The organism is Pseudomonas fluorescens, assembly GCF_000967965.1.
Lineage (GTDB): Bacteria > Pseudomonadota > Gammaproteobacteria > Pseudomonadales > Pseudomonadaceae > Aquipseudomonas > Aquipseudomonas grandcourensis.
This window is the reverse complement of record NZ_LACC01000016.1, coordinates 166632-189391: the sequence shown is the minus strand read 5'-3', so window position 1 is coordinate 189391 and position 22760 is coordinate 166632. Positions and strand designations below refer to the sequence as shown.

Below are 22760 nucleotides of genomic sequence, written 5' to 3'. Positions count from 1 at the left end.
CGCCGTATACGGAACCGTACGTACGGTGGTGTGAGAGGACGGCGGGAGCAGCCCCGCCTCGTACTCGATCCCACATTTCGATGATTGACGATGGACCCTGTGGGATTTGTGGCGCTGTGAATATTTCGCAGACCATATCCAAATATTTAGCGGCTTGGGATAACCACCCAACCTGGCCTATGCTGCAACCCAATGCTTTCGTTTCCGGTCGATTCCATGGGTCGTGGTTTTCTCTTCATCCTGCTGCTGATCGTTCTGCCCGCCACGGCGCAGATCTACAAGTACACGGACGCCAACGGTGCCACCGCGTACAGCAATCAACCGCCTGACGGAGTCAGCGTCCAACCGGTCGAATTGCCGCCCCTCAACAGCGTCGAGCGCCAGCCTGCCGGCGAAGTCGCACCTGCTGCCGAGACCGGTCGTAAAGAACAACCCCACAAGACCTATGAAGCGCTGGAGCTGACAGGCCTGCCCAGCACCGAAGCCCTGCGCGCCAACAACGGCACGTTCACCGTAACAGTACTGATCCAGCCGCGCCTGCAAGGGCCCCACCTGTTGCGCCTGCTGCTGGACGGTCAACCCTACGGCCAGCCAGGCAACGTGCCGACCCTGCAACTGGTGAACATCGATCGCGGCGAGCACCGCCTCGCCGTGCAAGTGATCGATGGCGAAAACGTTGTACAGCAGAGCCCTGCGGTGACATTCACCGTACAGCGGGTGCACAAGCCTTGAAGGCCTGGCTTTTGATCGCCTGCCTGATAGCCCTGCCCACTTCGGCAGAGGTCTTCATGTATGTCGGCGCCCAGGGCAATCGGGTATTCACCGACCAGCCCAAACCCGGCGACGCCAGGCGCGTGCCGCTGACAACGACCAATCGAATAGCGGCCAACCCCACCAGCGCAGCGCCGTTGATTGCCCAGAGCAGTCCCGAAGTACAAGCGCTGTTCCACTATGAGGTGCTGCGCATCCTGATCCCGGAACCCGACGCAACCATCCGCAGTAATACTGGCGAAGTCATCGTCAGCGCGACCAACGAACCTGCCCTGCAACCCGGTCACCGCTACCGGTTACTGCTCGACGGCCAGCCCACCGCCGAACCCGGCCTGAGCCCGGTGTTCGCCTTGAGCAACATCGATCGCGGCAGCCATACCCTGTCCGTGGAAATCCTCGACGAACAGGGACGCATCGTCGAACGCACCGCCAGCCAGCCTTTCCACATGCAGCGCACGTCTCTCGCCCAGAAGCGCAGGATCAAACCCTGCACTCTCGAAGACTACGGCCAGCGGCCGGAATGCCCGCTCAGCGACAAACCCGGCGAAGAAAAAAATCCTTTCCTGAGACTTTTCTAACCTCGTTCAGGTTTGCGCACTATATTGGTGCAATAGATTGCACCGTACTCACATTCCAACCCATTTTGGTTCGAAAGTACCCGCGAAAGCTGGCAGAACGCCACGCAAACGAGCGTCAAACGCCTGTTTCAGGCGCTGAACGCTTCTTTTCGGAGCCTTGGTTTGGTTTTTGCATTTTGCCCGTACCAGCGTTTTTTTTGCGCATGCTCTGCCCTAAAAGAGGTCCCGATGACCATTAGCGACGCACTCCACCGTTTGCTACTCGACAACCTCACCACTGCCACCATCCTGCTTGATGCCGAACTGCGCCTCGAGTACATGAACCCGGCGGCGGAGATGCTGCTGGCCATCAGCGGCCAGCGTAGCCATGGGCAGTTCATCAGCGAGCTGTTTACCGAATCGACCGAGGCGCTGAACTCGTTGCGCCAGGCCGTCGAGCAAGCGCACCCGTTCACCAAGCGCGAGGCCATGCTCACCGCCCTCACCGGCCAGACCCTGACCGTCGACTACGCGGTAACGCCGATTCTGAGCAACGGCGACACGATGCTGCTGCTCGAAGTCCACCCCCGTGACCGCCTGTTGCGGATCACCAAGGAAGAAGCACAGCTGTCGAAACAGGAAACCAGCAAGATGCTGGTTCGCGGCCTTGCCCATGAAATCAAGAACCCCTTGGGCGGGATTCGCGGCGCGGCACAATTGCTGGCCCGGGAACTGCCGGAAGAAAGCCTGCGCGACTACACCAACGTCATCATCGAAGAAGCCGACCGCCTGCGTAACCTGGTGGACCGCATGCTCGGCTCCAACAAGCTGCCGTCGCTAGCCATGTGCAATGTCCATGAAGTGCTTGAGCGCGTCTGCCATCTGGTGGAGGCCGAAAGTCAGGGCTGCATCACCTTGGTGCGCGACTACGATCCAAGCATCCCCGACGTCCTGATCGACCGGGAACAAATGATTCAGGCGGTCCTGAACATCGTGCGCAACGCCATGCAGGCCATCAGCACCCAGAACGAACTGCGCCTGGGCCGCATCAGCCTGCGCACCCGCGCCATGCGCCAGTTCACCATCGGCCATGTGCGCCATCGCCTGGTGACCAAGATCGAAATCATCGACAACGGTCCGGGCATCCCGGCAGAACTTCAGGAAACCATTTTCTTCCCCATGGTCAGCGGTCGTCCGGACGGTACCGGGCTGGGCCTGGCCATTACCCAGAACATCATCAGCCAGCACCAGGGCCTGATCGAATGTGACAGCCACCCCGGCCACACCACCTTCTCGATCTTTCTGCCACTGGAACAAGGAGCCACATCGACATGAGCCGTAGTGAAACCGTGTGGATCGTCGATGACGACCGTTCTATCCGTTGGGTCCTGGAAAAAGCCCTGCAACAGGAAGGCATGACCACGCAAAGCTTCGACAGCGCCGATGGCGTGATGAGCCGCCTGGCGCGCCAGCAGCCGGACGTGATCATCTCCGACATCCGCATGCCCGGCGCCAGCGGCCTGGAGCTTCTGGCGCGGATTCGCGAACAGCACCCACGGCTGCCGGTGATCATCATGACCGCGCACTCCGATCTGGACAGCGCTGTCGCGTCCTATCAGGGCGGCGCCTTCGAGTACCTGCCCAAGCCGTTCGATGTCGACGAGGCGGTTTCCCTGGTCAAGCGCGCCAACCAGCACGCCCAGGAACAACAAGGCCTTGAAGTTGCCCCGACCCTGACCCGCACCCCGGAAATCATCGGCGAAGCGCCGGCGATGCAGGAAGTGTTTCGCGCCATCGGGCGCTTGAGCCACTCCAACATCACCGTGCTGATCAATGGTGAATCGGGTACCGGTAAAGAACTGGTGGCCCACGCCCTGCACCGTCACAGCCCGCGCGCCGCTTCGCCGTTCATTGCGCTGAACATGGCGGCGATCCCCAAAGACCTGATGGAATCCGAACTGTTCGGCCACGAGAAAGGCGCGTTCACGGGCGCGGCCAACCTGCGTCGCGGGCGTTTCGAGCAAGCCGATGGCGGTACGCTGTTCCTCGACGAAATCGGCGACATGCCCGCCGACACCCAGACTCGTCTGCTGCGGGTACTGGCCGACGGCGAGTTCTACCGTGTCGGCGGTCATGTGCCGGTGAAGGTCGATGTGCGCATCATCGCCGCGACTCACCAGAATCTGGAAACCCTGGTACACGCCGGGAAATTCCGTGAGGACTTGTTCCACCGCCTCAACGTGATCCGCATCCATATCCCGCGCCTGTCGGATCGCCGCGAAGATATCCCGACCCTGGCCAAGCACTTCCTCGGCCGCGCTGCCCAGGAGCTGGCAGTCGAGCCAAAGCTGCTGAAAAGCGAAACCGAGGAATACCTGAAGAACCTGCCGTGGCCCGGCAACGTGCGTCAGCTGGAGAACACCTGCCGCTGGATCACGGTGATGGCTTCGGGTCGCGAAGTGCACATCGGCGACCTGCCGCCGGAGCTGCTGAGCCTGCCTCAGGACTCGGCGCCCGTGACCAACTGGGAACAGGCCCTGCGCCAGTGGGCTGACCAGGCGCTGGCCCGTGGTCAGTCGAGCCTGCTCGACAGCGCCGTGCCGGCCTTCGAGCGGATCATGATCGAAACCGCCCTCAAACACACCGCCGGTCGCCGCCGCGATGCCGCCGTCTTGCTGGGTTGGGGACGCAACACCCTGACGCGCAAGATCAAGGAATTGGGGATGAAGGTAGATGGCGGGGATGATGATGAGGGGGATGAGGGCTAAACAGCCTTTAGTACTTCGCTGATCGTTAGGCCCAATCGCGAGCAAGCTCGCGATGCTTTTTGGGTTAACAGTGCACCGCCGCAATGCACCGTGAACCGCAATCGCGCACAAAAACAGCTTCGAATCCCCGCCTGCTTTCGCAATCGAATCCCTTTCGAAAAAACACGAAAGCCCCGAATCTCGGGGCTTTCAGCGTTTAAAACCGGCTTTTTGTTTCTCTTTATGAAAACTGGCACGCCCCCTGCAATAACCCTTTCAAGTGAATCAGTTCACCTACCCGGTTTCGGGGACCTTGGTACAGGCAGGCCGGGGATTCCCCTCTTTACATCGGGCTCATACCGCATCCGCGACGAGCCCAGCAGTTTTGGGGCCCTTGATACAGGCAGGTCAGGGGTTCCCTCTTTACACCGGGCTCACACCGCATTCGCGACGAGCCTCCCGTTTCGGGAACCTTGGTACAGGCAGGCCGGGGATTCCCTCTTTTATTGCTCCCGGAGATGGATCTCCAGCCGCCAGCGGTCATCGACCTCGCTACCGGCCCACTCGCCCTGCAGGGGCCGGGCCGCCACCAGTGTCAGCAACAACCCCCCATCGCTCAAACGTACCCGCCAGTTCACGTCCTTGCCGCCGAGCTTGAGCTGACCTTTCTGCGCCTTGCCTTCGGCGCCAAACAGCAGCGCGACACTGCCATCAACCATCTCGCCGTGGGTCTTGGGTTCGTTGTTGAACCACACCACCAGCCCGTCGTTCGTCACTTCAACCTGCTGCAATTGACTGGGGTCTGGCGTAGTCAGGCGACCGATCATCATCCCGACCATCACCCCGACAATCGCCAGCGAGCCCATTACCCGCAGGAATAGTTTCGAACGCACGCCTTCTGGCGGCGTAGAATGCGCGTCATCTTTGCCTTCGGAGCCGTGCATGTTTCACGTCATCCTTTTCCAACCAGAAATTCCGCCGAATACCGGCAACGTTATCAGGCTGTGCGCCAACAGTGGCTGCCACCTGCATTTGATCGAGCCGCTGGGTTTCGAGATGGACGACAAGCGCCTGCGCCGGGCCGGCCTCGATTACCACGAGTATGCCACCCTGCAACGCCACGCGGACCTCGCCAGCTGCCTGGAGAGCCTCGGCCATCCACGGCTGTTCGCCTTCACCACCAAGGGTTCGCGGCCGTTCCACGATGCCAGCTTCGTCCCGGGCGACGCGTTCCTGTTCGGCCCGGAAAGCCGGGGCCTGCCCGCCGACGTACTGGACGCCCTGCCCAACGAGCAACGCCTGCGTCTGCCGATGCGCGAGGGCTGCCGCAGCCTGAACCTGTCCAATACCGTGGCGGTGGCCGTTTACGAAGCCTGGCGTCAGAACGACTTCAAATAACACCGCATAGCAAATGTGGGAGCGGGCTTGCTCGCGAAGGGGTCATCAGCTTCAACATGAATGTTGACTGAAAAACCGCTTTCGCGAGCAAGCCCGCTCCCACATTGGACTTGCTTCGACGCTCAGGAATGCTTACTGAACGGTCGGAGTCTCGCCAGCAGCCTGCATGCGTTGCAGCTCTTGCGCGTACAGCGCATCGAAGTTCACCGGAGCCAGCATCAGTGCCGGGAACGAACCGCGGGTCACCAGGCTGTCCAGGGTTTCGCGAGCGTACGGGAACAGGATGTTCGGACAGAACGCACCCAGGGTGTGGCTCATCGAAGCGTCGTCCAGATTCTTGATCAGGAAGATCCCGGCCTGTTGCACTTCAGCGATGAATGCCACTTCGTCACCGTTTTTCACGGTAACCGACAGGGTCAACACGACTTCGTGGAAGTCAGATTCCAGCGTCTTCTGACGGGTGTTCAGATCCAGACCGACGCTCGGCTCCCACTGCTGGCGGAAGATCGCCGGGCTTTTCGGAGCTTCGAAGGACAGGTCACGCACATAAATGCGCTGCAAGGAGAATTGCGGTGCAGTTTCTTCTTCGTTCGCAGCAGTGTTCTGTTGGTCAGTCATCGCAGATCCTTCTTGATCCAGGGTTCTTTTAGGTTTGCTTGTTTTGGGTATTGCCGTCAGGCCCTGAGCAGCGCGTCGAGCTTGCCGGCGCGCTCCAGGGCGAACAGATCATCACAACCGCCCACGTGGGTGCTGCCGATCCAGATTTGCGGCACAGACGTACGCCCGGCCTTCTGGGCCATCGCAGCGCGCACCTGCGGCTTGCCATCGACCTTGATCTCTTCGAAGGCCACGCCTTTGTTCTCGAGCAGGTACTTGGCTCGCGAGCAGTAAGGGCAGTAATCGCTGGAATAGACGACGACGCTACTCATATCACTTCACCAGCGGCAGATTGTCGGCTTTCCAGCTGGAGATACCGCCGGACAGCTTGGCGGCGGTGAAGCCGGATTTCATCAATTCGCGAGCGTGGGTGCCGGCGGTCTGGCCCATGGCGTCAACCAGGATGATGGTCTTGGCCTTGTGCTTTTCCAGTTCGCCAACGCGGGCGGTCAGTTTGTCCTGGGGAATGTTCAGCGCGCCGACAATGTGACCGGCGGCGAAATCCTTGGTTGGACGAATGTCGATCACCACGCCTGCGTCCTTGTTGACCAGCCCGGTCAGTTCGCCGGTGCTCAGGCTGCGGCCGCCGCCCTGCATTTGATAGGCCAACAGCAGGGCCGCCAGTACGACGAAGATACCGACGAGAATGTAGTGGTTAGTGGCAAATTCAATCAGGTGAGCAACCATCGAAGGAGGTTCCAGGGCGTTAAAATGTCGGCCAGTATACACAGCCACTATGGTGGGCCAAACCCCGTCCGGCGGTGACGTGGCCGGAACTTCGCTTTAAACTGCGACTCCCTTTTCCATTGCCCCTTTTTACTTAAGCCAGAGCGGATTCCATGACTACCACGCCTAAACCTTTGGTCCTGATGATTCTCGACGGCTTCGGTCACAGCGACAATCCCGAATCCAACGCCATTTTTGCGGCGAAGAAGCCTGTACTGGATCGTCTGTGGTCCACCGTGCCGAACGGCCTGATCTCGGGCAGCGGCATGGACGTCGGCCTGCCGGACGGCCAGATGGGCAACTCCGAAGTCGGCCACATGAACCTGGGCGCCGGCCGCGTGGTATATCAGGACTTCACTCGCGTCACCAAATCGATCCGTGACGGCGAGTTCTTCGAGAACCCGACCATCTGCGCTGCCGTGGACAAAGCCGTCGCTGCCGGCAAAGCCGTGCACTTCATGGGCCTGCTGTCCGATGGCGGCGTGCATAGCCACCAGGATCACCTGGTCGCCATGGCCGAACTGGCCTTCAAGCGCGGCGCGCAAAACATCTACCTGCACGCTTTCCTCGACGGCCGCGATACTCCGCCGAAAAGCGCGCAGTCATCGATCGAACTGCTCGACGCGACCTTCCAGGCCCTGGGCAAAGGCCGGATCGCCAGCATCATCGGTCGCTACTACGCCATGGACCGCGACAATCGCTGGGACCGCGTGTCCCAGGCCTACAACCTGATTGTCGATGGCCAGGGCGAATTCAACGCCGCCACCGCTCAGGAAGGCCTGCAAGCGGCCTACGAGCGCGGCGAGAGCGACGAATTCGTCAAAGCCACCTCCATTGGTGAGCCGGTAAAAGTCGAAGACGGTGATGCCGTGGTGTTCATGAACTTCCGCGCCGACCGTGCCCGCGAGCTGACCCGCGTGTTCGTCGAAGACAACTTCAGTGAGTTCGAGCGTGCCCGCCAGCCGAAACTGGCCGGTTTCGTCATGCTGACCCAATACGCCGCCAGCATCCCTGCACCGTCGGCTTTCGCTGCCGGCAGCCTGGAAAACGTGCTGGGCGACTACCTGGCGAAAAACGGCAAGACCCAGCTGCGCATCGCCGAAACCGAAAAATATGCCCACGTGACCTTCTTCTTCTCCGGCGGCCGCGAAGAACCGTTCCCGGGCGAAGAGCGCATCCTGATTCCGTCGCCGAAAGTCGCTACCTATGACTTGCAGCCGGAAATGAGCGCACCGGAAGTCACCGACCGCATCGTCGACGCCATCGAAAACCAGCGTTACGACGTGATCGTCGTCAACTACGCCAACGGCGACATGGTTGGCCACAGCGGCGTGTTCGAGGCGGCGGTCAAGGCCGTTGAATGCCTGGACCTGTGCGTGGGTCGCATCGTCGATGCCCTGGAAAAAGTCGGTGGCGAAGCCTTGATCACCGCTGACCATGGCAACGTCGAGCAAATGTCCGATGAAACCACCGGCCAGGCGCACACTGCGCACACCACCGAGCCGGTACCGTTCATCTATGTCGGCAAGCGCGATCTGAAGGTCCGCGAGGGCGGCGTACTGGCGGACGTGGCGCCGACCATGCTGAAGTTGCTGGGCCTTGAGCAACCGGCGGAAATGACCGGGACTTCGATTCTGGTCTGACTGGATCTCCAAAACGCCACAAAACCTGTGGGAGCGAGCTTGCTCGCGATAGCAATCTGACAGCCAACATCTATGTTGAATGATCGGACGCCATCGCGAGCAAGCCCGCTCCCACAGTGCTTTATGGAGTTTTCGAAATGGAATTCAGTCTGTCGCTTGCTCCAGTTATCACACAGTCAGAAATGGGCATTTTTTTTGCCGCCCATGGCGGGCATACTAGGCCGTCCCTTTCCCTGGTGCCGCCCGCCCCTATGCTCCGCGTCCTGATAGCCCTAGCTCTGACTTGCCTGCTCCAACCGGCCTTTGCTGACGAGCGCGCAGATACCCAACAACAGTTGGACGCCACGCGTCAGGACATTGCCGAGCTGAAAAAGCTGCTGGGCAAGCTGCAGGAAGAAAAGTCCGGTGTGCAGAAAGAGCTCAAGGGCACCGAAACCGAAATGGGCAAGCTCGAGAAGCAGGTCGACGCCCTGCAAAAAGAGCTGAAGAAAAGCGAAGCCGAGCTGCAGCGACTCGATGCGGAGAAAAAAAAACTCCAGAGCGCGCGCATTGAACAGCAACGACTGATCGCCATTCAGGCTCGGGCGGCCTACCAGAACGGTCGCCAGGAATACCTCAAGCTGCTGCTCAACCAGCAGAATCCGGAAAGATTCGCCCGTACCCTCACCTATTACGACTACCTGAGCCAGGCTCGCCTGGAGCAGTTGAAGAATTTCAACGAAACCCTGCGCCAACTGTCCAATGTCGAGAAAGACATCGCCATGCAGCAGGCGCAATTGCTGGTGCAGCAAAGCAGCCTCGACACTCAGCGTGACGAGCTTGAGAAAGTCCGCAAGGAGCGCCAGCAAGTCCTGGCCAAGCTCAATGACGACGTAAAGGCTCGCGATCAGAAACTGGCGACGCGCGAGCAGGATCAGGCAGACCTGTCTAAAGTCCTTAAAACCATTGAAGAAACCCTGGCCCGCCAGGCTCGTGAGGCAGAAGAAGCGCGGCAAAAAGCGCTGATTGCCCAGCAGGAAGCCGAAAAAAAGCGTTTACGTGAGGCCCAGGCGCAGGCAGATGCCAGCGACGACGCCCCACGCAAACCGGTCAGGTCGACACCTGGCGCACTGGTTTCCAGTTCCGGCGAGACCTTTGGCGGCCCGTTTGCGTCAACCCGCGGCAAACTTCCCTGGCCTGTCGACGGTCGACTGCTGGCGCGCTACGGTGAAAGCCGTGGCGACGATGCCCGGACCAAGTGGGATGGCGTGATGATCGGCGCGTCTGCCGGCAGCACCGTGCATGCGGTGCATGGTGGTCGCGTAGTGTTTGCCGACTGGCTGCGAGGCGCCGGGTTGCTGGTGATCCTCGACCACGGCAACGGTTTTTTGAGTCTTTATGGTCACAACCAGACGCTGCTCAAGTCTGCGGGTGATGTTGTTAAAGCCGGTGAGTCCATCTCCACTGTCGGCAACAGTGGCGGGCAGGACACCCCAGCGCTGTATTTTGCTATTCGTCAGCAGGGTCACCCGAGTGATCCGGCACAATGGTGCCGCGCGCAAGGATAAGCGCGTTACCTAATTCAGGAGTTTGTTAGACATGCTGCATTTGTCCCGCCTTACCTCGCTGGCCCTGACGATCGCCCTGGTGATCGGCGCGCCTCTGGCGTTTGCCGCTCAACCAGCGCCGGCGGTTGCGCCTGCGGGCACTGCTGCGACCACCAAGGCGCCACTGCCGCTGGATGAGTTGCGCACCTTTGCCGAGGTGATGGACCGGATCAAGGCCGCTTATGTCGAACCGGTGGACGACAAGACCCTGCTGGAAAACGCCATCAAGGGCATGCTCAGCAACCTCGATCCGCATTCCGCCTACCTGGGCCCTGAAGATTTCGCCGAGTTGCAGGAAAGCACCAGCGGTGAATTCGGCGGCCTGGGCATTGAAGTCGGCGCCGAAGACGGCTTTATCAAGGTGGTGTCGCCCATTGACGATACTCCAGCCTCCAAGGCCGGCATTCAGGCCGGCGACTTCATCGTCAAGATCAACGGCCAGCCGACCCGTGGCCAGAGCATGACCGAAGCCGTGGACAAGATGCGCGGCAAGATCGGTCAGAAAATCACCCTGACCCTGGTGCGCGACGGCGGCACGCCGTTCGACGTGACCCTGGCCCGCGCCGTCATCCAGGTGAAGAGCGTGAAGAGCCAGTTGCTGGAATCGGGCTACGGCTACATCCGCATCACCCAGTTCCAGGTCAAGACCGGCGAAGAAGTCTCCAAGGCCCTGGCCAAGCTGCGCAAGGACAACGGCAAGAAGCTCAAGGGCATCATTCTCGACCTGCGCAACAACCCGGGCGGCGTGCTGCAGGCGGCGGTGGAAGTGGTCGACCACTTCATCACCAAGGGCCTGATCGTTTACACCAAGGGCCGCATCGCCAACTCCGAGCTGCGGTTCTCTGCCACCGGCAAGGACGAAAGCGAAGCCGTGCCAATGGTCGTGCTGATCAACGGCGGCAGCGCCTCGGCTTCGGAAATTGTCGCCGGCGCCCTGCAGGACCAGAAACGTGCCGTGCTGATGGGCACCACCAGTTTCGGCAAGGGCTCGGTGCAAACCGTGCTGCCGCTGAACAATGAGCGCGCATTGAAGATCACCACGGCGTTGTATTACACGCCGAACGGCCGCTCCATCCAGGCCCAGGGCATCGTGCCGGACATCGAAGTACGCAAGGCCAAGATCACCAGCGAGCAGGACAGCGATTACTTCAAGGAAGCTGACTTGCAGGGTCACCTGGGCAATGGCAACGGCGGCGCCGATAAACCGACCAGCTCCAGCGGCAAAGCCAAGCCGATGCCGCAGGACGATGATTACCAATTGGCCCAGGCCCTGAGCCTGCTCAAAGGGCTGAGCATCACGTCCGGCCGTTGAGATGTTTCTGCGGTTGCTGATTGGTCTGTTGTGTTGTCTGGCGGGTGTTGCTCACGCAGAACCCGCCGGACCAACGCCCCACAAAGCCTACCTGAGTCTGATCATCGATGACCTGGGGCAGAACCTGCCCCGGGATCGCCGCGTGCTCGCCCTGCCCGGCCCGGTGACCACGGCAATCATGCCCGACACGCCCCACGCCACCGAATTCGCTCGCGAAGCCCATCGCGCCGGCAAGATCGTCATCCTGCACATGCCTATGGACCCGGCCACCGGACCGTTCGCCTGGCACCCCGAGTTGCCCATCGAAGAGCTGGAAAAGCGCCTGGACGCCGCGTTCAAAATGGTCCCGTACACCAGCGGCATCAACAACCACATGGGCAGCCGCATGACCGCACAGCCAGCCGCCATGGCGTGGTTGATGGCGGATTTGCAGCGCCGGCATAAATTCTTCGTCGACAGCCGCACCAGCGCCCAGACCGTGGCCGCAGCCGAAGCGCAGAAAATCGGTTTGGCGAGCGTTTCGCGGGATGTGTTTCTCGACGATGAGCGCGCTGAAGCGGCGATCCTGACCCAACTGCAGACCGCGATCAGCCTCGCGCACAAGCAGGGTTCGGCGGTGATGATCGGGCATCCGTATCCGCAGACATTGGCGGTGCTGGAGCGTGAGTTGCCCAAGCTGAAGGCTCAGGGAATCGAGTGGATTGATATCCGGCAGATGATCAGTGTGCGCGGTAACCGGGCGACGGCGGCGCATGGGAAGGATGGGGTGTACCGCTAGCAACTACACCACAGAACCCCTGTGGGAGCGAGCTTGCTCGCGATAGCGCCATCAAATTCAACATCTCTATCGACAGGCAGACCGTCATCGCGAGCAAGCTCGCTCCCACAGTGGTCCGAGCATGGCTAAAGGGTTGGTGTTGAATCCTAGAGATACTGCGCCATGATCTCGTCCACCCGACCTTCCTTGCGCATCTGGTCCAGCGCCGCCTGGAGCTTGGCCACCGTCTCGTCCGGCACGTCCTTGTTCAGTGCCAGGTACAGCTCGGCACTGTTGAAACGCAGTACGGTTTTCAACCCGCTGACCCCTTCCTGGCGCGCCAGATAACGCCCGGCCGGGTCACCGGTGGCCCACAGGTCGATCTGCCCGTTGACCAGCTTCCTGGCGTTGTCCTGATCTCGCAGCACAACGATCGGGTTGAGGCCCTGCTTGGCCAGCGTCTCGGCAATGGCGTCGCCCTTGTAGGCGCCGATCTTGTATTTGCGCGCGTCATTCAAGGTTTCGAGGGTGATCTTGCTGTCAGCCTTGGCCAGCATGATCCAGTCGTCCGGGCCAATCGGGCCGACCCATTTGAATAGCTTCTCGCGATCCGGCAACCGCGCCATGACGAATACGCCGTAACCGGGTTTTTCCAGGGTGAGTTTGTAGATTCGCTCCCAAGGGAAACGCAGCGTCAGGCTGTAGGTAATGTCGGCGCGCTTGAACATCTCGCGGACGATATCGGTGGCGATGCCATTGATGTTCTCGTCCTGAGCGAAGTTCTTGCCGTTCTTCGCCATGTTGTACGGCGGGAAGTTCTCCGTCAGCAACACCAGGTCGGTATCGGGGCTGTCTTTAGCGTTTGCTCCGCTGATCAACAAAAGAGAAGCGCTGACAAGGACGAGAAGAAAGCGTTTAAGCATGTCTGGCTACCGAAATCCATGGCGTACCCAAGAGTGCCTTGGGTACGCCATGGTGTCCACTGGCCTGTATCGGTTTGTTTAACGCATCACGATTCCGCGATGGGCCATATAGGCCTTGGCTTCCTGCACGGTGTATTCGCCGAAGTGGAAAATACTCGCCGCCAGCACCGCGCTGGCGTGGCCTTCGATAATGCCGTCGGCCAGGTGTTGCAGGTTGCCGACACCGCCGGAAGCGATCACTGGGATGCCCAGCGCATCGCTGATGGCGCGGGTGACGCCCAGGTCGAAACCGTTTTTCATGCCGTCCTGGTCCATGCTGGTCAGCAGGATTTCGCCGGCGCCCAGGCCTTCCATTTTCTTCGCCCACTCAACGGCGTCGAGGCCGGTTGGCTTGCGACCGCCATGGGTAAAGATTTCCCAGCGCGGGGTTTCACCCGGCCCGGAAACCTTCTTCGCGTCGATGGCCACCACGATGCATTGCGAACCGAAATGCTGCGCGGCTTCCCCGACGAACTCAGGGTTGAATACCGCGGCGGTGTTGATCGAGACCTTGTCCGCACCGGCATTGAGCAGGTTGCGGATGTCCTGCACGGTGCGCACGCCACCGCCCACGGTCAGAGGGATGAACACCTGGCTGGCCATGCGCTCGACGGTGTGCAGCGTGGTGTCGCGGCCATCGACGCTGGCGGTGATGTCGAGAAAGGTAATCTCGTCGGCACCCTGCTCGTCGTAGCGACGGGCGATTTCCACCGGGTCACCGGCGTCGCGGATGTTTTCGAATTTCACACCCTTGACCACCCGGCCGTTGTCCACGTCCAGGCAAGGGATGATGCGTTTGGCCAGAGCCATACTTAATCTCCGATTAAGAGTTGCAAGCTTCAAGCTATAAGCTGCAAGTAAGAGCGGATCGCGGTCGCGCTTTTAACTTGCAGCTTGCAGCTTACAGCTTGGAGCTGGCCGCGTAGCCATCACAAAAAGCTTGAGCCTCAGCAACATCCAGAGTGCCCTCATAAATCGCGCGGCCTGTGATCGCACCGATGATGCCTGGCGCCTTGGCGTCGAGCAGGGTCTTGATGTCACCCAGGTTGTGGATGCCGCCGGAAGCGATCACCGGGATCTTTGTTGCAGCAGCCAGTGCCGCGGTGAACGGTACGTTGCAGCCCTGCATCATGCCGTCTTTGGCGATGTCGGTATAAACGATCGCGGAAACGCCGTCAGCTTCGAACTGCTTGGCCAGGTCGATCACCTGGATGGTGCTGATTTCAGCCCAACCGTCGGTGGCAACGAAACCGTCCTTGGCGTCCAGGCCGACAATCACCTTGCCCGGGAACGCGCGGCAGGCTTCTGCAACGAAGGCCGGATCTTTCACGGCCTTGGTGCCGATGATCACGTAGCTAACGCCCGCTTTCACGTAGTGCTCGATGGTTTCAAGGGAGCGGATACCGCCGCCGATCTGGATCGGCAGGTTCGGATAGCGCTTGGCGATGGCGGTGACCACTTCACCGTTGACTGGCTGGCCTTCGAAGGCGCCGTTCAGGTCGACCAGATGCAGACGACGGCAACCGCCCTCCACCCACTTGGCAGCCATGCTCACCGGGTCATCGGAGAACACCGTGGAATCTTCCATGCGGCCCTGGCGCAGACGAACACAGGCACCGTCTTTAAGATCGATAGCGGGAATAATCAGCATCTGGCAAACCTTCAAATTTGAATGTTCAGCTTGGCTCGGAAATCAGTTTTTCTCGAGCGCCCACAAGTCGCTTTCGATGCTTTCGAACCTCTCTTTGAGGTGCGCCTGCACATCGAAAATCGCCCTGTTGTAATAGTGCGGAGCAATTTCACGTGTAAACAGCTCAAGAATCTCCGCCGCCTCGAACGAGCCGAGGTCGAGTTCGAAGCGGTCTTCCATGAAACGCTTGATCTTGCGATTGGCCTCGCTCTCCTGCTCGGGAGTGAGGGTCAGGATCGGGGGCTTCTTCTTGACTGCCATTTACCAGCGACCGTCCCACGCAGCGAAGTTCTGCAGCAACTGCAGGCCATGGGTATGGCTTTTCTCCGGGTGGAACTGCACGGCGAAACGCGAGCCTTCGGCCAGCGCCGCGGCGAAATCGACACCGTAGTGACCGCCACCCACCACTTGCCGCGCGTTGGCGGCAGCAATGTAGTAGCTGTGCACGAAGTAGAACCGCGCCATGTCCGGAATGTCGTGCCACAGCGGGTGACTGACCTTCTGCTTCACTTCGTTCCAGCCCATGTGCGGGACTTTCAGGTGTTCGCCGTCTTCGACCAGATCCTTGCCGAAGAACTTCACCGCACCCGGGAACAGGCCAATGCAGTCGACGCCATCGTTCTCTTCGCTGGTATCGAGCAAGGCTTGCATGCCCACGCAGATGCCAAGGAACGGACGGTCCTGGCTGACTTCACGCACCAGCGAATCGAAACCGAGGCGACGGATCTCCGCCATGCAATCGCGAATCGCGCCGACGCCGGGGAAAACCACCCGGTCGGCTTCGCGAATCACGTTGGCATCGCTGGTGATCAGCACCTTGCCGGCACCGACGTGCTCGAGGGCCTTGGCCACCGAGTGCAGGTTGCCCATGCCGTAATCGATAACCGCGACTGTCTGCATTACAGAACGCCCTTGGTCGAAGGCATTTGCCCGGCCATGCGGTCATCGAGCTCGACGGCCATGCGCAGGGCGCGGCCGAAAGCCTTGAACACGGTTTCGATCTGATGGTGGGTGTTGGTGCCACGCAGGTTGTCGATGTGCAGGCTGACCAGCGCATGGTTGACGAAGCCCTGGAAGAATTCCTGGAACAGGTCAACGTCGAAGCCGCCGACGGTGGCGCGGGTGTACGGCACGTGCATCTGCAGGCCTGGACGGCCGGAGAAGTCGATCACCACGCGCGACAGCGCTTCATCGAGCGGCACGTAGGCGTGGCCGTAGCGACGGATGCCTTTCTTGTCGCCGATGGCTTTGGCAAACGCCTGGCCGAGGGTGATACCGACGTCTTCCACCGTGTGGTGGTCATCGATATGCAGGTCGCCCTTGCTGACAATATCCAGGTCGATCAGCCCGTGACGGGCGATCTGGTCCAGCATGTGCTCAAGAAAAGGAACACCGATATCAAATCGGGCCTTTCCGGTGCCATCGAGGTTGATCGAGGCTTTGATCTGGGTTTCCAGAGTGTCGCGCTCGACAGACGCCTTACGTTCGGCCATCACCAGCTCCGCAAAATCATTGGGCGAAAAAGGCAGCCATTATAGGCTTGCGGGCGCCAAACAGAAACACGAGAGGTGATATCCCTGACGGAGTGAATCCGGGGGTGCCGACGATAGACATGTCCATACAAGCTATTTGGCACACCACAAAACAACTGTGGGAGCGAGCCTGCTCGCGATGGGGCCCTCACATTCAACATCATTGTCGACTGTCAGACCGCTATCGCGAGCAGGCTCGCTCCTACAAGGGTGATGCGTTTACTTAGTGAAACAGCACCGCCGTCTTCTGCAGGGTCACCCACACACCCCACGCCAGCGGAATGCCCACCACCAGCCACGCCGCAATCGCCAGCGGCTTGGTGCCCGGCGCGGCTTTCCACTCCAGCACGGTGCTGCTGTCAGCGCCTTTGTCATGGCCCAGGGCCTGTTCGGCGGCCAGTTCGGCGTCGGTCATGAAGTACTTGTCCGCCACCGGACGCACCAGCAGGTTGCACAGGAAACCCAGCACCAGCAGGCCGGCGAGGATGTACAGGGTGATGTCGTAAGCCGCCGCACGCTCGACGCCGATGCTCAGCTGATACTCACGCAGGTAATTCACCAGCACCGGACCGAGCACACCGGCAGCCGCCCACGCGGTCAGCAGACGACCGTGAATCGCACCGACCATTTGCGTGCCGAACAGATCCGCCAGATACGCCGGAACGGTCGCGAAACCACCGCCATACATCGACAGGATGATGCAGAACGCCGCCACGAACAGCGCGATGCTGCCCAGGTGACCAAGGTTCGGAATCAGTCCGTACAGGGCAAAGCCAAGGGCGAAGAACACGAAGTAAGTGTTTTTACGGCCCAGGTAATCCGAGAACGAAGCCCAGAAGAAGCGCCCGCCGATATTGAACAGGCTCAGCAAACCGGTGAAACCGGCAGCGATGGCGGCAATCGAAGCCAGTTGCGAGGCGTCCAGTTGACCGAAGGTCAGGTCATTCCCCAGCAACTTGCCCGCGAACACTTCCTGCAACAGCGGCGACGCCATGCCGAGGATGCCGATACCGGTCGATACGTTCAGGCACAGCACCAGCCACACCAGACGGAACTGCGGCGTCTTCCAGGCCACATTCACGTGCACATGACGATGAGTGATCATCGCGTTCGAGGCTTTTTTCGCCGGGGCCGCCCAGCCTTCTGGCTTCCAGCCGGTTGGCGGAACACGGTAGGACAGCGCGCCACCGATCATGAACACGAAGTAGATCGCGGCCATCACCAGGAAGCTCTGCCACACGCCGACACTGGTTGGCGAGGCGAAATGCCCCATCAGCGCCGCCGCCAGCGGAGCGCCGACCATTGCGCCGCCGCCGAAGCCCATGATCGCCATGCCGGTCGCCATGCCGCGCTTGTCCGGGAACCACTTGATCAGGGTCGACACCGGCGAAATGTAGCCAAGGCCCAGGCCGATACCGCCGATGACCCCGGAGCCGATCCACATCAGCCAGATCTGGTGGGTATACACCCCCAGCGCCGAAATCAGCAGGCCGCCACACCAGCACAGTGCCGATACGACACCAGCCTTGCGCGGTCCGGCATGTTCCAGCCAGCCACCCCAGATGGCGGCCGAGCAACCCAGGAAGATGAAGAACAGGGTGTAGATCCAGCCGAGCATCGAGATCGGCCAGTCACACTGGGACGAAAAGACTTGTGCGATAAAACTCATGTCCGGTGCGCAGGCCATCGGAGTGGAGATACCCAGCGCCTTGGACAGCGGCAGCCAGAACACCGAAAAACCGTAGGCCATGCCGATGCACAAGTGGATGGCCAACGCGGCCGGTGGCACCAGCCAGCGGTTGAAACCGGGCTTGGCGATGATCCGCTCCTTGGACAGGAACGCAGGCTGGTCGGCGCTGAAGCCACCCGCCGTGATGCTCGTGGTCATTGTGTATCCCCCAATTATCAGTATGGTTCGCCAGCCACTGTCCGCTCCCGGCCTTAATGCACGCAGGCATGACCGTTTTTTGGTGGAGCACCTTGTTGTGCGACAACAGGTCGCAGAAGGACGGACGAACGGGCAAAGGTTACCATTTGCAAGTGACAGAAAAACCAAACTGACATCACCTTTTGTACGTCATCTGATCTCTATCGCTTCATGACCTCACAGGAATCACCATGCCGATCATTGTCGAGCCGCTGAACCAAGTCACTGCCCAGGATCGGCAGGATCTGCAGAAGATCTACAGCGACGCCCCGGACTGGCTGTTCGCCCCTTTTTCCGGGGCCGAGCAGTTGATCGAAGACTGTTTGCGCGACGGCACGCTGATCGCCGGGCGCTTCAATGATCGCCTGCTGGGCGCGGCCCGCCTGCAAAGGCACCAAGACGCCTGGCACTTGTCCCAAATATGTGTGCGAAAAATTACCCGTCGCCGTGGTGTTGCCGAGCGACTGGTCGCCGAAGCCCGGAAAATGGCCGCGCAATCGGGCATGCCCCTGCGCCTGCTGGCGCCTGCCGGGCATCTGGAGGCTCAGGCGCTGGCCGCCAAGCTGAAACTGCCTCTGGACGTATTGCCGGCGTGATCACTGACCGGTCGTCTGTTCGGGGGCGCTATACTCCTCGGCTAAATTTTGAATTCGATTAATTACAAGGACTCGCCCATGAAAGCGTTCGGCAAAATCCTGGGTCTGGTACTTCTCGGGCTGTTGCTGATCATTGTGGCGCTGGGCTTTGCCCTGACCCACCTATTCGATCCCAACGACTACAAAGACGAGATCCGCCAGATTGCCCGCGACAAGGCGCACATCGAGCTGACACTCAATGGCGATATCGGCTGGAGCCTGTTCCCTTGGCTGGGCCTGGAACTGCACGACGCCAGTGTGGCGACCCTGATCAAACCGGCCGAACCGTTTGCCGACTTGCAGATGCTCGGCCTGTCGGTGCGCGTACTGCCGCTGCTGCGCCGTGAAGTGCAGATGAGCGACGTGCGAGTCGAGGGCCTGAACCTGCGCCTGAACCGTGACAAGGACGGCCACGGCAATTGGCAAGACGTCGGCAAGGTACCGGCACCGGCCAACACCGACACGACCAGCACTGCGCCCGCAGCGAGTGAACCTGCACCTGCCACCAGCGTCGCGGCCGAAAAACCGCCGCAGCCGATCCGCCTGGACATCGACAGCCTGACCGTGAACAACGCACGGGTCGAATACAGCGACGAAAAAACCGGCAAGAGTTTCAGCGCCGAAAGCATCCAGTTGAGCACCGGCGCGGTTCACGACTCCGTCAACATTCCGCTCAAACTCACGGCTTTCCTGTCCGCCAACCAGCCGGCATTGCGAGTGCGTACCGAGCTCAATGGTGAGGTGCGTATCGCACGTGCACTGCAGCGCTATCAGCTCGAAGACATGAAGTTGTCCGGTGAAGTGACCGGCGACCCGCTGCAAGGCAAGACCATGACGTTCTCCGCCCAGGGCCAGTTGGTGCTGGACAAGGCCGCCAATGTCGCCGAGTGGACCGGAATCAAGATCTCCGCCAACCAACTGCGGGCACTGGGCGAACTGAAAGTCAACGACCTCGACAAGACCCCACAAGTCAGCGGCGGTATCTCGATTGCCCAGTTCGACCTGGCGAAATTCGTCGACAGCATCGGCCAGAAACTCCCAGCTATGGCCGAAGGCAGCCTGAGCAAGGTCGAACTGGTCAGCCGTCTGGCAGCTACACCCACCAGCCTGGCGCTCGACAACCTCAACCTGAAAGTCGACGACAGCACCTTCAGCGGCCGCATTGCCGTCGAAGATTTCGCCAAGCAATCGCTGCGCGCAGTACTCAAGGCCGACACCTTCAACGTCGACCGTTACCTGCCGCCGAAATCCGCCGAGGCCAATAGCGCAACACAAGTGCGTCAGGCCGAAGTCGCCAACACCGAAGCCGAAGCCATGGCCGGCGCCGGCAGTACTCCGTTGCCTCCCGCGCCGACCAAGGACGCCTGGAGCAGTGAGCGCCTGTTGCCCGTAGAACGCTTGAGCAAGCTCGATGTGGACGCCGACCTGACCTTCGGCCAGTTGACCCTGCAAAAACTGCCGATCCATAACGCCGCACTCAAGGCTACCGGCCAGGGCGGCCTGCTGACACTGGCCAACCTGCGCGGCGACCTGTACGAGGGCAACTTCGAAACCACCGGCACGCTCGATGTGCGCCAGCCGGTGCCGGCGCTGAACCTGCAGACGAAGATCAGCCGGGTACCGGCAGAAAAAATCCTCGAAAGCCAGGGCAAGAATCCGCCGGTCAAAGGCCTGGTCACGCTCAACAGCAGCCTGACCGGCAGCGGCAACAGCCAGAAAGCGTTGATCGAAACCCTCAACGGCAACGCCAGTTTCATCATCAACAATGGCGTGCTGCTCAACGCCAACCTTGAGCAACAGCTGTGCAAAGGCATCGCCACGCTCAACCGCAAAACCCTCAACGGCGAACCCCGGGGCAAGGACACACCCTTCCAGGAACTCAAAGGCAATCTGACCTTCCATAACGGCGTGGCCAGTAATCCGGACCTGAAAGTGCGCATCCCGGGCATGACCGTCAACGGTGGCGGTGACATCGATCTGCGAGTGCTGGGCATGGACTACCGCGTTGGCATCATCGTCGAAGGCGATACCAGCGCCATGCCGGACCCGGCCTGCCAGGTCGGCGACAAGTTTGTCGGCATTGAGTGGCCACTGCGCTGCCGCGGCCCGCTGGAGCTGGGCGCCAAGGCTTGCCGCCTGGATAACGAGCGCATGAGCCAGGTCGCGGCCAAACTGGCTGGCGACAGGATCAGCGAAAAAATCGACGCGAAATGGGGCGACAAGGTCGACCCGAAACTGAAAGACGCGCTCAAGGAGCTGTTCAAGCGATGAGAGCCGAGCAGTTTTCAACGGCGGTGCTGGAATGGTTCGACCGCCACGGCCGTCACGATTTGCCCTGGCAGCAGGACATCAACCCGTATCGGGTGTGGGTCTCGGAAATCATGTTGCAGCAGACCCAGGTCAGCACCGTGCTGAACTACTTCGACCGCTTCATGGCCTCGTTGCCAACGGTCGAAGCCTTGGCGGCGGCACCGGAGGACGAAGTGCTGCACCTGTGGACGGGCCTGGGTTACTACACCCGCGCACGCAATTTGCAAAAGACCGCGAAGATCGTCGTCGAGCAGTATGGCGGCGAGTTTCCCCGGGACGTGGAAAAACTCACTGATCTGCCGGGGATCGGCCTGTCCACCGCTGGCGCCATTGCCAGCATCAGCATGGGCCTGCGCGCGCCGATCCTCGACGGCAACGTCAAACGGGTGCTGGCGCGATTTACCGCGCAAGAGGGCTACCCCGGCGAGCCGAAGGTCGCCAAACAGCTCTGGACCAACGCTGAGCGCTTTACGCCTCACGATAGGGTCAACGCCTACACCCAGGCGATGATGGACCTGGGCGCCACGCTCTGCACCCGCAGCAAACCGAGCTGCCTGCTGTGCCCGCTGGAAAAGGGCTGTGAGGCGCACATGCTCGGCCTGGAAACCCGCTACCCGATCCCCAAGCCGCGTAAAGCCATCCCACAGAAACGCACGCTGATGCCGATGCTGGCCAACGGCGAGGGCGCGATCCTGCTTTACCGTCGCCCGTCCACGGGCCTGTGGGGCGGCTTGTGGAGCTTGCCGGAACTCGACGACCTCGACGACCTGCCGCACCTGGCATCGCAGCACTCGCTGGAACTGGGCACCCAACAGGCATTGCCGAGCCTGGTGCACACCTTCAGCCATTTTCAGTTATCCATCGAACCCTGGCTGGTTCAGGTCCAGGAGTCCGGCCATCACGTGGCCGAGGCTGACTGGCTCTGGTATAACCTCGCCACCCCGCCGCGCCTGGGCCTTGCCGCCCCGGTCAAAACCTTGCTCGAACGCGCGGCCGCCGTATTGAACGCAGGAGAGTCGTCATGACCCGCACCATCATGTGCCGCAAGTACAAAGAAGAATTGCCAGGTCTGGAGCGCGCTCCCTTCCCGGGCGCCAAGGGCCAGGACATTTTTGACCACGTCTCGCAAAAGGCCTGGGCCGACTGGCAAAAGCACCAGACCCTGCTGATCAACGAAAAACGCCTGAACATGATGAACGCCGAAGACCGCAAATATCTTCAGGGCGAGATGGACAAGTACTTCTCCGGCGAGGATTACGCCAAGGCCGAAGGCTACGTGCCGCCGTCGGAGTAACCCCGATTTCTCGGGGGTCGGAACGTAAGCGACGGTAATAATTAAAATTTTTTTGAAAACTTGCTTGACGACCCCCTGAAAAACCCGTTTAATGCGCCCCGTTGCCCAGATAGCTCAGTCGGTAGAGCAGGGGATTGAAAATCCCCGTGTCGGCGGTTCGATTCCGTCTCTGGGCACCAAATACCGAAAACCCTGAATCGCAAGATTCAGGGTTTTTTTATGCCTGCGATTTGATGAGGCATCGGTCCAGCCACCA

Annotated in this window: 24 protein-coding genes and 1 tRNA gene; 14 read left to right on the top strand and 11 right to left on the bottom strand. The window is 60.5% G+C overall.

Going from position 1 to position 22760, the window contains the following annotated elements; all coding sequences use genetic code 11:
* The first annotated feature begins 216 nt into the window (after window positions 1–216).
* The 4 genes from VC35_RS14255 to ntrC all read left to right on the top strand — a co-directional run bounded on the left by VC35_RS14255 (window position 217) and on the right by ntrC (window position 4096).
* A complete protein-coding gene (locus tag VC35_RS14255; protein ID WP_046040891.1) occupies window positions 217–732 on the top strand; it encodes a DUF4124 domain-containing protein in 516 nt (171 codons plus the stop codon).
* Window positions 729–1349: a DUF4124 domain-containing protein gene (locus VC35_RS14250; protein WP_046040884.1), complete on the top strand. Its 621-nt coding sequence runs from the start codon at window positions 729–731 to the stop codon at window positions 1347–1349. Before VC35_RS14255 ends, VC35_RS14250 begins: the two co-directional genes overlap by 4 nt.
* Window positions 1350–1577: 228 nt before the next feature.
* Window positions 1578–2663 (top strand): nitrogen regulation protein NR(II), encoded by a 1086-nt coding sequence (gene glnL / locus VC35_RS14245; RefSeq protein ID WP_008047753.1) that lies wholly within the window; start codon window positions 1578–1580, stop codon window positions 2661–2663.
* Window positions 2660–4096, top strand: coding sequence for a nitrogen regulation protein NR(I) (ntrC, locus tag VC35_RS14240; protein ID WP_046040882.1), 1437 nt, complete (start codon window positions 2660–2662; stop codon window positions 4094–4096). Before glnL ends, ntrC begins: the two co-directional genes overlap by 4 nt.
* 482 nt (window positions 4097–4578) lie before the next feature.
* Here the strand turns inward: ntrC and VC35_RS14235 are convergent, their stop codons facing one another.
* Entirely contained in the window at window positions 4579–5019 is a 441-nt protein-coding gene (locus VC35_RS14235; protein WP_046040880.1) for a hypothetical protein, read from the bottom strand.
* On the opposite strand from VC35_RS14235, the gene trmL reads away from it, so the two are divergent.
* Window positions 5018–5473, top strand: a complete 456-nt coding sequence (gene trmL / locus VC35_RS14230; protein ID WP_046040879.1) for a tRNA (uridine(34)/cytosine(34)/5-carboxymethylaminomethyluridine(34)-2'-O)-methyltransferase TrmL — start codon at window positions 5018–5020, stop codon at window positions 5471–5473. The two genes, VC35_RS14235 and trmL, sit on opposite strands and share 2 nt — an antisense overlap.
* A gap of 132 nt (window positions 5474–5605) precedes the next feature.
* Here the strand turns inward: trmL and secB are convergent, their stop codons facing one another.
* Genes secB through VC35_RS14215 form a run of 3 tightly spaced genes read right to left on the bottom strand, consistent with a single transcriptional unit; the run spans window position 5606 to window position 6817 of the window.
* Window positions 5606–6091, bottom strand: coding sequence for a protein-export chaperone SecB (secB, locus tag VC35_RS14225; protein ID WP_046040878.1), 486 nt, complete (start codon window positions 6089–6091; stop codon window positions 5606–5608).
* A 56-nt stretch (window positions 6092–6147) separates the two neighbouring features.
* Window positions 6148–6402 (bottom strand): glutaredoxin 3, encoded by a 255-nt coding sequence (gene grxC, locus VC35_RS14220; RefSeq protein ID WP_008047737.1) that lies wholly within the window; start codon window positions 6400–6402, stop codon window positions 6148–6150.
* A gap of 1 nt (window position 6403) precedes the next feature.
* A complete protein-coding gene (locus VC35_RS14215; RefSeq protein WP_046040877.1) occupies window positions 6404–6817 on the bottom strand; it encodes a rhodanese-like domain-containing protein in 414 nt (137 codons plus the stop codon).
* 152 nt (window positions 6818–6969) lie between these two features.
* Here VC35_RS14215 and gpmI point away from each other — a divergent pair, with 152 nt between their 5' ends.
* The 4 genes from gpmI (at window position 6970) to VC35_RS14195 (ending at window position 12175) form a co-directional block, all read left to right on the top strand.
* Entirely contained in the window at window positions 6970–8499 is a 1530-nt protein-coding gene (gene gpmI / locus VC35_RS14210) for a 2,3-bisphosphoglycerate-independent phosphoglycerate mutase (RefSeq protein WP_046040876.1), read from the top strand.
* A gap of 251 nt (window positions 8500–8750) precedes the next feature.
* Window positions 8751–10046, top strand: a complete 1296-nt coding sequence (locus VC35_RS14205) for a murein hydrolase activator EnvC family protein (RefSeq protein WP_046040875.1) — start codon at window positions 8751–8753, stop codon at window positions 10044–10046.
* A gap of 31 nt (window positions 10047–10077) precedes the next feature.
* On the top strand, window positions 10078–11397 hold the full coding sequence (locus VC35_RS14200) for a S41 family peptidase (protein WP_046040873.1): 1320 nt from the start codon (window positions 10078–10080) through the stop codon (window positions 11395–11397).
* A 1-nt stretch (window position 11398) separates the two neighbouring features.
* Window positions 11399–12175, top strand: coding sequence for a divergent polysaccharide deacetylase family protein (locus tag VC35_RS14195; RefSeq protein WP_046040871.1), 777 nt, complete (start codon window positions 11399–11401; stop codon window positions 12173–12175).
* A gap of 146 nt (window positions 12176–12321) precedes the next feature.
* Here VC35_RS14195 and VC35_RS14190 read toward each other — a convergent pair whose 3' ends face one another.
* The 7 genes from VC35_RS14190 to VC35_RS14160 all read right to left on the bottom strand — a co-directional run bounded on the left by VC35_RS14190 (window position 12322) and on the right by VC35_RS14160 (window position 18226).
* Window positions 12322–13077, bottom strand: a complete 756-nt coding sequence (locus VC35_RS14190) for a substrate-binding periplasmic protein (RefSeq protein ID WP_046040870.1) — start codon at window positions 13075–13077, stop codon at window positions 12322–12324.
* A 78-nt stretch (window positions 13078–13155) separates the two neighbouring features.
* Window positions 13156–13926, bottom strand: coding sequence for an imidazole glycerol phosphate synthase subunit HisF (hisF, locus tag VC35_RS14185; protein ID WP_007972752.1), 771 nt, complete (start codon window positions 13924–13926; stop codon window positions 13156–13158).
* Between the two features lie 91 nt (window positions 13927–14017).
* Window positions 14018–14767 (bottom strand): 1-(5-phosphoribosyl)-5-[(5-phosphoribosylamino)methylideneamino]imidazole-4-carboxamide isomerase, encoded by a 750-nt coding sequence (gene hisA / locus VC35_RS14180; protein WP_046040868.1) that lies wholly within the window; start codon window positions 14765–14767, stop codon window positions 14018–14020.
* A gap of 42 nt (window positions 14768–14809) precedes the next feature.
* Window positions 14810–15067, bottom strand: coding sequence for a DUF2164 domain-containing protein (locus tag VC35_RS14175; RefSeq protein WP_007989200.1), 258 nt, complete (start codon window positions 15065–15067; stop codon window positions 14810–14812).
* Window positions 15068–15706: an imidazole glycerol phosphate synthase subunit HisH gene (hisH, locus tag VC35_RS14170; protein ID WP_008047713.1), complete on the bottom strand. Its 639-nt coding sequence runs from the start codon at window positions 15704–15706 to the stop codon at window positions 15068–15070.
* Window positions 15706–16299, bottom strand: coding sequence for an imidazoleglycerol-phosphate dehydratase HisB (gene hisB, locus VC35_RS14165; protein ID WP_003218037.1), 594 nt, complete (start codon window positions 16297–16299; stop codon window positions 15706–15708). Before hisB ends, hisH begins: the two co-directional genes overlap by 1 nt.
* Before the next feature lie 262 nt (window positions 16300–16561).
* On the bottom strand, window positions 16562–18226 hold the full coding sequence (locus tag VC35_RS14160; RefSeq protein WP_046040866.1) for an OFA family MFS transporter: 1665 nt from the start codon (window positions 18224–18226) through the stop codon (window positions 16562–16564).
* 230 nt (window positions 18227–18456) lie between these two features.
* Between VC35_RS14160 and panM the strand changes: the two genes are divergently transcribed.
* The 5 genes from panM (at window position 18457) to VC35_RS14135 (ending at window position 22683) form a co-directional block, all read left to right on the top strand.
* Window positions 18457–18861, top strand: coding sequence for an aspartate 1-decarboxylase autocleavage activator PanM (gene panM / locus VC35_RS14155; RefSeq protein WP_046040864.1), 405 nt, complete (start codon window positions 18457–18459; stop codon window positions 18859–18861).
* 78 nt (window positions 18862–18939) lie between these two features.
* Window positions 18940–21171 (top strand): AsmA family protein, encoded by a 2232-nt coding sequence (locus VC35_RS14150; RefSeq protein ID WP_046040862.1) that lies wholly within the window; start codon window positions 18940–18942, stop codon window positions 21169–21171.
* Window positions 21168–22235 carry an A/G-specific adenine glycosylase gene (gene mutY, locus VC35_RS14145; protein WP_046040860.1) on the top strand — a complete coding sequence of 356 codons (1068 nt, stop codon included), beginning with the start codon at window positions 21168–21170 and terminating at the stop codon, window positions 22233–22235. Before VC35_RS14150 ends, mutY begins: the two co-directional genes overlap by 4 nt.
* Complete coding sequence (locus VC35_RS14140) at window positions 22232–22504, top strand: oxidative damage protection protein (RefSeq protein WP_007989188.1); 273 nt, start codon at window positions 22232–22234, stop codon at window positions 22502–22504. The genes mutY and VC35_RS14140 overlap by 4 nt, the downstream gene beginning before the upstream one ends.
* A 103-nt stretch (window positions 22505–22607) precedes the next feature.
* A tRNA-Phe gene (locus tag VC35_RS14135) sits at window positions 22608–22683 on the top strand.
* Window positions 22684–22760: the final 77 nt, after the last annotated feature.